Origin of the sequence: Pasteurella skyensis, from assembly GCF_013377295.1 — a bacterium.
Lineage (GTDB): Bacteria > Pseudomonadota > Gammaproteobacteria > Enterobacterales > Pasteurellaceae > Phocoenobacter > Phocoenobacter skyensis.
In genome coordinates, this window is record NZ_CP016180.1 from 1,981,281 (window position 1) to 1,993,975 (window position 12,695).

Sequence of the window (12,695 nt, forward strand, 5' to 3'; positions counted from 1 at the left end):
TTTTAAATAATAAAAAATAAATATATAGCTAGTTTAACAAAAAAAATTGCAAAAAGTTGTATAAATCTTACCGCTTAAAATTAAAAATACGTAAATTATTGGAAAAAATAGTGTATCTATGTTAAAAAGTTATGTAGAAAAATTGAATTACTTTATTTTAATCACTTAAGGAAAATTGAAATGTCTTTACAAACTATTATTGAAGAAGCCTTTGAACGTCGTGCAGAAATTACGCCAGCAAATGTGGATGCTCAAACTAAAGCTGCCATTGAAGAAGCTGTATTAAAACTAGATTCTGGTGAATTACGTGTTGCAGAAAAAATTGATGGTGAATGGATTGTTCATCAGTGGCTGAAAAAAGCCGTACTACTCTCTTTCCGCATTCGTGACAATATCATTGTTGATGGCGGTGAAACAAATTACTACGATAAAGTCCCATTAAAATTTGCAGAATACACGCAAGAGCGTTTTGATAAAGAAGGGTTTAGAGTCGTTCCATCAGCAACCGTTCGTCAAGGTGCTTACATTGCTAAAAATACAGTATTAATGCCATCTTATGTCAATATCGGAGCTTACGTTGATGAAGGTACAATGGTTGATACTTGGGCTACAGTCGGTTCTTGCGCTCAAATTGGTAAAAACGTACATTTATCTGGTGGCGTAGGTATTGGTGGTGTATTAGAACCATTACAAGCTAATCCAACCATTATTGAAGATAACTGCTTTATTGGTGCAAGATCAGAAGTGGTAGAGGGTGTGATTGTTGAAGAAGGATCTGTGATTTCTATGGGTGTATTTATCGGACAATCTACTCGTATTTATGATCGTGAAACAGGTGAAATTCATTATGGACGCGTGCCAGCAGGTTCTGTGGTGGTTTCTGGTAGCTTACCATCAAAAGATGGTAAATATAGCCTTTACTGCGCTGTGATTGTGAAAAAAGTTGATGCCAAAACATTAGGTAAAGTAGGTATTAACGAGTTATTGCGTACAATTGAATAATAGTTCATATAGCCACTATATTTAGTGGCTATTTTTTTAGAATATACAGGGGGTGAAGTTTTTAATTAAAGATTAGTAGTTCATAATGGTAAAAATGTTTACAGGTGTAAATATTTGAGATGTATGATTTTAAAATGAAAAATAATCCAAACTTGATACAGAAAGGAGTTTTTATGGACAATTTAAAATTAGCTGAAAACATTATTGAAGCATTAGGTGGAAAATCTAATGTAAAAATAATTACTAATTGTATGACTAGAATGAGAGTCACTGTAAAAGAGCGAACCCTTGTAGATAATGAAAAAATCAAAAATTTTGAAGGTGTTCTCGGCTTAGTTGCAGACGATGATTATTTTCAAGTAATACTCGGTCCAGGTAAAGCAGCGAAAGTGACTGATGCGGCAGTGGAACATTTTGGTTTAACACGAGATGAGCAAATAATAGGTAACTGGGAGGAAAACAAAGAAAATATAAAAAGTATGCAAAAATCCAGTTCGCTTAAAAAAGGCGTGAGAGTAATTGCAAATATTTTTATCCCTCTTATTCCTGCAATTATTGCAGCAGGATTATTCTCAGGTTTTGCAAGCTTAATTTCCAGTTTAAATACGGGTGGAAATGAATTTGTTACAGGTATTACAACATTTTTCACTTTAATTGGTCGAGCATTTCTAGGCTACTTTGTCATTTTTACAGGGATTAATGCAGCAAAACAATTCGGTGCAACTGAAGCTCTAGGTGGAATAATTGGTGCTATATCTATCGGCCCTCAAATAGTCTCTCTATCTAAAATGATGGGGCTTTTCAATGAAACAATACCTTTAGAATCAATCCTTACGACTGGTAAGGGTGGAATTATTGGGGTAATTATCGGTGTTTATATCCTTTCTAGAGTAGAAAAAGCACTAAGAAAAAGAATTCCAGATGTACTCGATCTAATCGTTACTCCATTTTTATCACTACTTATTACTGGTCTAATATTCGTGTTTGTAATAATGCCTTTTGCAGGCTTTGCTTCAGATATACTTGTCGCAGGACTTTCTGTCATAATCAATTCATCTAACCCAGTAGTTAGTGTCATAAGTGGATATGTGCTTTCTGCTTTATTCTTACCTATGGTTCTATTAGGGCTACATCACGGACTTATTCCTATTTACGCAATTCAATTGGAGTCTATGGGAGGGGTTTCGTTATTCCCTGTACTCGCTATGGCAGGAGCAGGGCAAGTAGGTGCGGCTATCGCAATTTATATGAAAGCTCGTAAACTTGGTAATAATAAGCTTAAAAAGATAATAGCGGGGGCGCTTCCAGCTGGAGTATTAGGCGTAGGGGAACCACTTATTTATGGTGTAACGCTCCCTATGTTTAAACCATTTATTACCGCAGGCTTAGGAGCTGGGTTTGGTGGCGCATTTATTATGCTAAATCACGTAATGGCAACAGCTTGGGGACCTTCAGGAATTGTTGCGACACCATTGATGGTTTCAGGAAAAATCTTACCATACATAATGGGATTACTCATTTCATATATCGGTGGATTTATAATCACAACACTATTTATTAACGATGATGATGTAAATAGTATTTAGAAGATAGGGGCTAATCTATATTAGCCCCTTAAAAAATCATCTTACTCCCAATTTATATAAGGAACTAACCGCTTGCAACTTTGTCTTTTAATAGTGCGGAGGTGGTGTTTCTTCTGCCAATGAAGCAATATTGCTAGACGAAGCATTCGCTAATTTTTCTGCAATATGACGAACTTGCATTTGCAATTTATCTAATATAAATTGTTGTTGAATAAGCGCTTGATTTAAGTCTTCCATTGCATTCTCTTGAAAGGCTATTTTTGTTTCAAGCTCTGCAATATAAGCGAATAATTGATGAGTATCTGTGTTCATTTTAATGATGACTATTGTTTACGAAAGGAATATACTACCTCATCTGTACTATTGTTTAAACCCTTTGGGACTATTTATATCATATAAATAGACCAAAATTAAAGGAATATATAATGTTAAAAACTAAACTATCAACTGTTGCATTTTCAGTAGCAGTAATGGCAACGGCACTTGTTACTACATCTGCTATGGCTGAACAAAAAGCTGATACTAAATTTGTTGATGACTCTTCTTATGCTCTTGGTGTATTTATGGGTAAAAATGTGGAGCAAATGTTAGCTTCTCAAAAAAAATTACTTACTTATAATCAAGAGAAAATTTTAGCAGGATTTGAAGATACGCTAAAAAATAAGAGTAAGCTAAACGAAGAAGAGCTCAAAATGCAATTAGAAGATTTGGGGCAATACCTTGCAGAAAAAGAAGAAGCAATGACACTAAAAGCGGGTAAAGAATTCCGTGATAGTTATGCGAAAAAAGCAGGTGTGAAACAAACTAAATCAGGATTACTTTACAAGATTGAACAACTTGGTAAAGGTAATTCACCAAAATTAGCAGATACGGTAAAAGTACATTATGAAGGTACTCTGACTGATGGTACTGTTTTCGATAGTTCATATCAACGTGGTGAACCTATTGAATTTCAGTTAAGCGAATTAATTCCAGCATGGAAAGAAGCTATCCCTATGCTTAAAAAAGGCGGAAAAATGGAGCTTGTTGTTCCACCTGAATTAGGCTATGGAGATCATCAAGCGGGCAGTATTCCTGCAAATTCAACCTTAATGTTTAAAATTGAATTACTCGATTTTAAATCAACTGAAGCAAAAACCAAATAGAAACTCGAGAGTAAACGTGGTTAGTACATCTAGCCACGTATGTATATTATGACAATAAGTTCACAACCTTTTACCCTTGAAGATTATGCAATTATAGAATCATACATTCCAGTGGTTGACGGATTAGCGTCTCTACTTGGTGAATATTGCGAAATCGTACTACACTCACTTGAAGCCCTTGAACATTCGGCTATTTATATTGCAAATGGACACAATACCGATCGTAAAATTGGTTCACCCATTACACATAGAGCGCTACAGTCTCTCCATCAAATGAATAACCAAGAGGATTCTAAACCTTATTTTACTAAGGCGAAAGGAAACGTGTTGATGAAATCAAACACTATTCCAATTCGTAATAGTAAACAGCGTATTATTGGGCTACTGTGCATCAATCTAAACTTAGATGTACCTCTCTCACAGTTCTTTAATAGCTTTATTATGCCAAATGAAGGAACATATATTGAGGAAACGTTTGCTCGCTCTGTCGAAGATTTAGTTGCCCAAACTATTGAAAAAACAGTGGATGAAATTACTATTGATAGCTCGGTTGCCAATAACAATAAAAACCGTCAAATTGTCATTTCTCTGTTTGAAAAAGGTATTTTTGATATTAAAGATGCAATCAACCAAGTGGCTGAACGTTTAGATATCTCGCGTCATACTGTGTATTTATATATCCGCCAAGTTAAACAGGAACAAGAATAATGCTGCATTATGTCATTGCGGTGAAATCCCCTGTTTATGGATCACAAGGCAGTGCTTTAGCTTTTCAATTTGTCACTGCGCTAATAGAACAAGGACATTGTGTGGATCAAATTTTCTTTTTTCAAGATGGAGTCTCTAATGCAAACAAGTTCGTCAACCCTGCTAGTGATGAAATTAACCTTGTAGAAAAATGGCAGTGTTTAGCACAATCACACCATTTATCACTACATTTATGCATTGCTGCCGCACAACGAAGAGGAGTAGTAGATAATCAAACGACTCCAATCAAAGAGCAATCAAGTATTGCTGAAGCCTTTATTTTAGCTGGCTTAGGTGAATTTACACAAGCCATACTAAAAGCAGATCGTTTGGTAACTTTTTAAAATGAAAAAATATAAACTTGCTATTATTTTTACTCACCCTCCTTTTGGAACGGCGACAAGTCGAGAAGGCTTAGATGTCTTATTGGCAGCAAGTGCTTTTTGTGAAGAAAATGAAATTCTAATCTGTTTTATAAATGATGGCGTGTTCAACTTAGTTACCCATCAAAAACCACTGGCGATTTTGCAAAAAGATCATATTGCTACTTTTAAACTGATCGAGCTCTATGAACTGTCTGAATGTGTAGTATGTGAAAAGTCACTTGAGGAACGTCATCTACAACATAATGATTTGGTTCTTTCAGACATCACAAAAGTACCACAATGCACGCTCTTTAAAATGCTTCAACAAGCAGAAAAAACACTCACTTTTTAGGATTATTTATGCTCTATACTCTTTCTAAATCACACTATAACATCGATGATCTTGAAAGCATTCTTTCTCATATCACAGAACAAGATGCCGTCATCTTATGGCAAGATGGGATGTTGCTAGCGGTACGATCCTCGCAACTTTTTGCAAATATTAAAAATATCTTTATTTTAGATTCAGACGTGACTGCCAGAGGATTAACCTTATCATCAGAATTAAAAAGAGTAAGCCTCCCAGAGTTAATCGCTATTACTGAGAAATTTTATCCACAAATTGCATTATAATTATTCCAAATATAATTATATACTTGTTTATCTTGACTAACTCTCCCTTAATCGTTACCATTTATGCGATTTTTTATTTGAGGAAACACATTTTGGACAGTCATAGGGACTCTTCTAGTCAATATCACATCACTTACCTAAACTAAGCACATTTCGTCCAACTGCCTCAAGGCTTACCGACGAGTGTCGGGTAAGTCTGTTCCATTCTATGTTCATTTCCCTACAAGGAGTATGAAATGATTAAAGCGTTTGCATTAGAAGAAAATAATACACGTTTAATAAGAGTAAATGAAGATAACCCAAACACATTAAATAATAGTATCTGGGTAGATTTAGTTGATCCTAGTGAAGAGGAACGCTGTGTTTTAGAAAAAGGGTTCTCTCAAACCCTTGCTGAAGAGCGAGAGCTAGAAGATTTAGAGGCTTCAGCACGTTTTTTTGAAGACGAAGATGGATTACATTTACACTCATTTTTCTATTGTTTAGATGAAGAAGATTATGCGGATATGGCAACTGTTGCATTTACTATTCGTGATGGCCGTCTCTTTACGTTACGTGAGCGAGAGCTACCTGCATTTCGTTTATACAGAATGCGAACTCGTACCGCCAAATTAACCGATGGTAATGCGTATGAGCTGTTACTTGATCTGTTTGAAACAAAAATCGAGCAATTAGCCGATGTTATTGAAGATATTTATGCAGACTTAGAAAAATTAAGTCGTGTCGTACTTGATGGTAAACAAGGAGAAGCTTTTGATGAAGCGCTTTCTTCTCTAACTGAATTTGAAGATGCAAGTTCTAAAGTACGTTTATGTTTAATGGATACGCAACGTGCATTAAGTTTCTTAGTGCGTAAAACTCGATTACCAACTAACCAATTAGAACAAGCACGTGAAATTTTACGAGATATTGAATCATTGCAACCACACAATGAAGCATTATTCCAAAAAGTAAACTTTTTAATGCAAGCAGCAATGGGTTTTATCAATATTGAGCAGAACCGTATTATTAAATTATTCTCTGTTGTGTCAGTAATGTTCCTACCGCCAACACTGGTTGCATCTAACTATGGTATGAACTTTGCCAATATGCCTGAACTCAGCTTTGCTTATGGTTACCCTCTTGCCATCGGATTAATGATACTTGCCGCTGTTGCGCCTTATTGTTATTTTAAATATAAAGGTTGGCTGTAGTTTTTATCTTCATTTTGCGATCTCGATCGAGTAATTAATTTAATAATATTTACTCTTTTTTTAAAAGCCCTAGTATTTATCTCTAATAAATAGACTGGGGCTTTTGCTTTATGGTTAATCATTCAATATTAAAAGCAATCACACTAATAGAAACATTAATAACACTTTGTATTTTAGTTATTTCTCTCTATTTCCTTTCCCCTGTTATATTCAAATTACAAGATAATCATAAGTTAAACACTGAAATTGCATTAGTTAAATCCTTTATTTATCAAGTACAAACCAAAGCACGTTATCATAAAAAGCGCTATTCTTTACTGCTCTCACAAGATATAGCAAAACAAAAATGGTGCATTATTGCTATCAAGAAAAAAACAAGAAGACGGGTAAAATGCAATTGTCTTAATTTATCAAGCTGTGCAAAATTTGATGAGTATTTACTCTATAAAAATAACATTGACGGATCTCAACTCAATACCTCTCTTTATTATCCAAAAACCTTTATTAATATTGATGGTATAGCGGGTACATTAGAATCAAAATGTGTAAATATTTCCGTTAATCAATACAGTGAAATTTTAAAATTTAATCAATATGGAGTCGTTGATGTTATTCCAAAAAACAAGATTAGCCGATGTCGCTATCGTTAAATCCTTTAAAGCAGTAACTTTAGTTGAGATATTGATATCATTATCCTTAACCACTGTTTTGCTCTTTTCTTTTGCTTCTTTTTATTCCAGTAGCCATCAGAATCAAAATAAACTAAAAACCCGTTTAGAGCTACAACAAAATACCCAACAAATTATCAATTTTTTTAAACAACATATTCAACATCTGTATTATCAAGGCATAAACAGAGAGCAAAGCAATTATATTTTATTCCAAAATAACCAGTTATCCGTCAATATACTGCCTCACTGTTTACTATTTTTTTATGATATCAACAGCGATGGCTGTGTTGGTAATCGTAAGAAAAACAGTGCGTGTGCTACAAAAAAACAAAATAAAACCAACCAAATAGCCAAAGAAGTCTTTGGTTTTAAAGTAAAAAATCAAGAGATTTATATTTATGAAGATAGCCGTATCAATAAATGTTTATTGCCTAAATGTAAACAATTACTCACCAGCTGTGATCAGGGTGAATGGGGAAAACTGACCGAGAATAGCAACTACAAAGTGTCAATGTTAAATTTTACTTGGCTAAAAGAACACAAAATTATGCAAGTATCCTTATCATTAAAGAAAAATGGGGAAACTTACTCTTCTCAATCTTATATTTATATTTTTAACGACTATGATAAAACCATTTAAAGCATCCATCTCACTGATTGCCATAATTTTACTGCTAAGTGTATTATCTATAATGTTTATCACTAAAGATAAATTGATTCATAGTGAAACGATTACCCAACATTATTACCATCAGTACTTAAAACATAAACTAAAATTAATTGATTATATTCATCAAGATAAAACACAATTGTGTAATCAATATAAAAAAGAGCAAATAGATATCATAACAAGCGGTAAGATCTTTCAATTTTTTTGCAAAAATGTGTCTATTTTTACTACTGAACCAAATAAAAAGAAATACATTTCCTTTACTGATATTCAACACCATCTTGATATTAAAAAATATCAAAAAGACATTATTCATATTCGCTCTTTAAATGATTTACCTAAAACATCTATCAAAAAACCTCGTATTGTTATCGCAGATAATGCCATTGATGAACGTCTGAAAAGAAATTTTTATGGCATTATTATTACTCACTACTATTTTGATATTAAAGGAAAAAAATTCTATGGAAAATTGTACTCCTCTTATGATAATAAACGTGAAGAGCGAAATTTATCTTATAAAAAAAGTGTTATTAATAATTTGAAAAAGAAATATGGCGATTGGACGTATATTCCTCGTTCTCAAAATATATTAAATGGAGCAAAATAATGGGACACCTACTCAAAGCAGAAACCTTTGTTAGCTTACTCACTGCAATAGTTTTATTTTCAATAATGCTATTCAGTTATACTCAAAGGCAAAAACAACAGAACAAATCAGAAATATTGCTCTATCAACGTTTACAAGCAATGCAGGTTGCTGAAAATCAAATTTCATTAAAAATGGCAAATTTACCCTGTGAATCCTCTTTTCTTCAAAATGACATCACGTTTAATATCAGTTGCCAAACAAATAGCATAAAGGTCACCTTTCCACTAGGAGAATTTCATTTAAAACCTTGAATCTTGTGACCAGTTAGAGGAAAATCTCCCTAAATGATCAAAAGAGATGACAATGTTTACGGTATATTATTCTAATCAATTAGAGACTCAAAAAAAATTATTGCTCCAACTACTTAAAGTACAGCCAAATTATGATCCCTTTAAAGCGGAAACGATTTTAGTACAAAGTACAGGTATGGCTCAATGGTTACAAATGGAAATTGCCCAAGAGGACGGTGTCGCCATTAATTTTGAATTTCCGTTTCCAACCAGTTTTCTCTGGAAGCAATACCGTAACTTATTACCCGAGCTACCAAAAGAAAATATTTTTGATCAAAAATTAACGGTATGGCGATTAATGCAAATCATACCTCATTTTTTAGACTCTGAATCCTTTAGTTCACTTAAATTTTATTTGGGCGAAAATCCTAAACAAGCTAAATATTATCAATTAGCCAAAGCGATTGCAGAATTGTTTGACCAATACCTTGTTTATCGCCCACACTGGTTAATTCATTGGGAAAATAATCAGAATGAAAAAGTGTTAGCTGAAATTTTTCAATACAATGATAAACTTAGCCAAAGTATGAAAACACACCTACAAACAGAGGTGCAATGGCAAAGTGAATTGTGGAATGCACTCGTTGCAAGGCTAAAACAAGACAGTAATGAAGCGGTGTTCACAACCTCTCATCGTGCTTATTTTCAACAGCGTTTCTTTGATAAATTAAATAACTTAACTGCTGTAGAAAAACACAAATTACCACAACGTATTTTTATTTTTGGTATATCATCACTCCCAATATCACAACTAGAAACCCTTGTTAAACTGAGTGAACATTGTGATATTCATCTATTTTTCCTTAACCCTAGCCAATACTACTGGGGTAATATTTTAGAAGAAAAAATGATGGATAAAATTGCTCTCTATAATGGAAAAATTGGCTTAGAAAGTGAGGGAGCATCCTTGTCTTCCAATCCTCTACTCACAATGTGGGGAAAACAGGGAAGAGACTTTTTTAATATTCTATTAGAACGACAAGATAATGAAATTTCGGCTTATATTGACCCACTTGAAAATCGAACTCACCTATTGGCACAGTTACAACACAGTATTTTAAATTTAACTGATGAGGTTACTTTTACTCAAGAAGAACAAGATTACTCGATTCAACTTCACTCTTGTCATAGCCCATTACGAGAAGTCGAAGTATTGTACGATCAACTTTTACACTTATTTGAACAAGATTCACAGCTTGCTCCAAAAGATATTATTGTAATGTCGCCTAATATTGATCTTTATGCACCTTATATCACCGCTGTATTTGAGCGTAAAGATCCTTGTGCCATTCCTTACAGTATTTCTGATCAACATATTCAAGACATTGATCCTATTATAAAAAGTTTTCTCCATTTACTTTCAATAAAAGAGTCAATTTGTAGTGCAGAGGAAATGATTGAATTACTCAGTGTAACTGCAATTCAAAACCAATTTAATTTTTCAACTCAACAAATTGAACAGCTTCGTGATTGGATTAAAAAAGTAGGTATTCGTTCTGGACTTAAATTAGAGAGTCCACAATGGAAAAACTATAACTCGTGGGAAAATGGTTTAAACCGCTTACTATTAGGAAGCTGCTTAAAAGAAGAAAATGGTATTTGGGAAGAAACCGTCGCATTTGATGAAAGTTATGGTTTACAAAGCGAAATAAGCGGTCAGTTAAGTCAATTTATTTGCAAAATTATGGATTGGATTGAATTTCTTCATCACTCTCACAATATGGAACAGTGGAAAGGACGATTAAAACAACTTATTGAGGACTTTTATTTAGAAGATGAAACTAATATCAATAGTTTACTAGCGTTACATAATGCTATTGATGAAATGGTTCAAAACGTAACAGACAGCCAGTTTAATGATGTTATTGACGATGAAATTATTATTAGCTTAATGAATGAATTATTAGAAAATAATAAAACACATCTCAACTTTTTAGCTGGAAGTGTTAATTTTGCGACGTTACTACCAATGCGCTCTATTCCTTTTAAAGTCGTTTGTTTATTGGGAATGAGTGAAAAACATTTCCCTCGTCAATACCACACCAACAGCTTTGACTTAATGCAACACGCACCACAAAAAGGCGATCGTGCTAAACGAGAAGATGATCGCTATCTCTTTTTAGAAGCACTACTTTCTGCTAAAGATATTTTTTATATCAGCTATGTAGGACAAAGTTTAATTAAAAACCAGTTGGAATCACCCTCTGTGTTAGTTTCACAACTGTGTGATTTTTTACCTAAAAAAGGAGAGTTATCTTTCTTTGAAAGTAATGTTATTCAACATTCAATGACCGCTTTCAATCCTATTAATTTTACTCTTGATAATCCACATCGCTCATACGCTAAAAGTTGGTTAGAAACCTTAAATCCACAAGATATTTCCAGTGATTTTTTAATGCCTATTAATAATAAACCTGAAATTCACTATATCGATTTAGACGATTTAATTCATTTTATTCAACAACCTATTAAATTTTTCTTTAATCATCATCTGGGGATCAATTTTTCTCAATATGATACAACCATTGAAGAAACAGAACCTTTCAACCTGTCTAATTTAGAAAAATTTCAATTTTATGATGAATTATTAATAACACCACCACAAAAATTTGAGGATTTTTTTAATCAAGAAAAATTAAAAGGTGCCTTGCCAGCTAACGGTTTTAGAGAAGTGACCCAACATCATTTAATCAATGAATTAGCAATGCTTCATCAATACCTTACTCCCTACATCAAACAAGGTAAACAAACTTTACCGCTCTATTACAAAGGGAATAATCTTCCTCTCTATGGTAACTTAAGACATTATCAAGCCGATGATCATATTATGTTATATCGTGCAGGAAAGTTAAGGGATAAAGACATTATTCAAATGTGGCTGTATCACTTATTATTACAGGTTAATAATACATCGCAACATCTGGTGTTTTATTATAAAAATGACAACAAAATCGGAAAACTAACCTTTCAACCTGTTGAACAAAGCAAGGCAAACGAGTTGTTAGATGACTATATCAACGATTATTTAGAGTCATTTAATGAATTACAATGGGGTATTTATCAAAATTTAGAGACGTTCTTTAAACAGTATCAAAAGTCAGACTCTCTCGATCAATTCATCCAACAGCAGTTAGATTCGTTAGTCACAGAAAATTACAACCAAACTAACCACGAAAAAGTATATTTAAACCGCATTCTCAATCAAACAAGCGGTATCATTTATCAAAAAATTTACCAAAAAACCCTCGATTGGTTTACAGTAATGTGGGAAAATAAAAACATAGCAGAAGGTAACAATGACAATTTGGAAAATAACACCTAATATTCAAGAACTTAATCAACTTTGTCAAAATTGTGCGGTTTCACACTTAGGCATTGAATTTGTACGTTTTGGTGAAAATTGGTTAGAAGCCACATTACAAGTCGATCAACGTACTACTCAACCTTTTGGTTTATTACACGGTGGTGTCTCAGCAGTAATGGCAGAAACTCTTGGTTCTGCTGCCTCTTTACTGTGTTGTGAATCAAATCAAATCCCTGTAGGAAAAGAGCTGAATATTCGTCATTTAAAAGCGGTAAAACAAGGAGTTGTCACTGCTAAAGCTCAGCCTATAAACTTAAATACCGATGAACATATTTGGGAAATCACACAATATAACGAAAAAAATGAGCCTTTCTCCATCGCCACATTAGTTGTAAAAATCATCACAAAAGCCTAACTTCTTTGTTTTATGTACCGTT

The 12,695-nt window shown here is 33.4% G+C and carries 15 protein-coding genes; 14 read left to right on the plus strand and 1 reads right to left on the minus strand.

Annotation, left to right across the window (positions count from 1 at the left end):
* The first annotated feature begins 180 nt into the window (after positions 1-180).
* Both dapD and A6B44_RS09570 read left to right on the plus strand, forming a co-directional pair.
* Entirely contained in the window at positions 181-1,002 is an 822-nt protein-coding gene (gene dapD, locus A6B44_RS09565) for a 2,3,4,5-tetrahydropyridine-2,6-dicarboxylate N-succinyltransferase (protein ID WP_090920771.1), read from the plus strand.
* Positions 1,003-1,175: 173 nt separating this feature from the next.
* On the plus strand, positions 1,176-2,588 hold the full coding sequence (locus A6B44_RS09570) for a PTS transporter subunit EIIC (protein WP_090920772.1): 1,413 nt from the start codon (positions 1,176-1,178) through the stop codon (positions 2,586-2,588).
* A gap of 87 nt (positions 2,589-2,675) precedes the next feature.
* Here A6B44_RS09570 and A6B44_RS09575 read toward each other — a convergent pair whose 3' ends face one another.
* Positions 2,676-2,900 (minus strand): SlyX family protein, encoded by a 225-nt coding sequence (locus tag A6B44_RS09575; protein WP_090920773.1) that lies wholly within the window; start codon positions 2,898-2,900, stop codon positions 2,676-2,678.
* 113 nt (positions 2,901-3,013) lie between these two features.
* Here A6B44_RS09575 and fkpA point away from each other — a divergent pair, with 113 nt between their 5' ends.
* The 12 genes from fkpA (at position 3,014) to A6B44_RS09635 (ending at position 12,673) form a co-directional block, all read left to right on the plus strand.
* Complete coding sequence (fkpA, locus tag A6B44_RS09580; protein WP_090920774.1) at positions 3,014-3,733, plus strand: FKBP-type peptidyl-prolyl cis-trans isomerase; 720 nt, start codon at positions 3,014-3,016, stop codon at positions 3,731-3,733.
* A 48-nt stretch (positions 3,734-3,781) separates the two neighbouring features.
* Entirely contained in the window at positions 3,782-4,441 is a 660-nt protein-coding gene (locus A6B44_RS09585; RefSeq protein WP_090920775.1) for a helix-turn-helix transcriptional regulator, read from the plus strand.
* A gap of 2 nt (positions 4,442-4,443) precedes the next feature.
* A complete protein-coding gene (gene tusD / locus A6B44_RS09590) occupies positions 4,444-4,824 on the plus strand; it encodes a sulfurtransferase complex subunit TusD (protein ID WP_090920806.1) in 381 nt (126 codons plus the stop codon).
* 1 nt (position 4,825) lies between these two features.
* Positions 4,826-5,197, plus strand: a complete 372-nt coding sequence (tusC, locus tag A6B44_RS09595; protein WP_090920776.1) for a sulfurtransferase complex subunit TusC — start codon at positions 4,826-4,828, stop codon at positions 5,195-5,197.
* Between the two features lie 8 nt (positions 5,198-5,205).
* Positions 5,206-5,478 carry a sulfurtransferase complex subunit TusB gene (gene tusB, locus A6B44_RS09600; RefSeq protein ID WP_090920777.1) on the plus strand — a complete coding sequence of 91 codons (273 nt, stop codon included), beginning with the start codon at positions 5,206-5,208 and terminating at the stop codon, positions 5,476-5,478.
* A 236-nt stretch (positions 5,479-5,714) separates the two neighbouring features.
* Complete coding sequence (gene corA / locus A6B44_RS09605) at positions 5,715-6,671, plus strand: magnesium/cobalt transporter CorA (protein WP_090920778.1); 957 nt, start codon at positions 5,715-5,717, stop codon at positions 6,669-6,671.
* 110 nt (positions 6,672-6,781) lie between these two features.
* Positions 6,782-7,321: a pilus assembly FimT family protein gene (locus A6B44_RS09610; protein WP_246253109.1), complete on the plus strand. Its 540-nt coding sequence runs from the start codon at positions 6,782-6,784 to the stop codon at positions 7,319-7,321.
* Complete coding sequence (locus tag A6B44_RS09615; RefSeq protein ID WP_143054808.1) at positions 7,278-7,982, plus strand: PulJ/GspJ family protein; 705 nt, start codon at positions 7,278-7,280, stop codon at positions 7,980-7,982. The genes A6B44_RS09610 and A6B44_RS09615 overlap by 44 nt, the downstream gene beginning before the upstream one ends.
* Positions 7,966-8,622 (plus strand): DUF2572 family protein, encoded by a 657-nt coding sequence (locus A6B44_RS09620; RefSeq protein WP_176673516.1) that lies wholly within the window; start codon positions 7,966-7,968, stop codon positions 8,620-8,622. The genes A6B44_RS09615 and A6B44_RS09620 overlap by 17 nt, the downstream gene beginning before the upstream one ends.
* Positions 8,622-8,915 carry a DUF5374 domain-containing protein gene (locus tag A6B44_RS09625; RefSeq protein ID WP_090920780.1) on the plus strand — a complete coding sequence of 98 codons (294 nt, stop codon included), beginning with the start codon at positions 8,622-8,624 and terminating at the stop codon, positions 8,913-8,915. Before A6B44_RS09620 ends, A6B44_RS09625 begins: the two co-directional genes overlap by 1 nt.
* Positions 8,916-8,967: 52 nt before the next feature.
* Positions 8,968-12,276 (plus strand): exodeoxyribonuclease V subunit gamma, encoded by a 3,309-nt coding sequence (gene recC / locus A6B44_RS09630; RefSeq protein WP_176673517.1) that lies wholly within the window; start codon positions 8,968-8,970, stop codon positions 12,274-12,276.
* Positions 12,251-12,673 (plus strand): hotdog fold thioesterase, encoded by a 423-nt coding sequence (locus A6B44_RS09635; RefSeq protein ID WP_090920782.1) that lies wholly within the window; start codon positions 12,251-12,253, stop codon positions 12,671-12,673. The genes recC and A6B44_RS09635 overlap by 26 nt, the downstream gene beginning before the upstream one ends.
* Positions 12,674-12,695 lie beyond the last annotated feature (22 nt).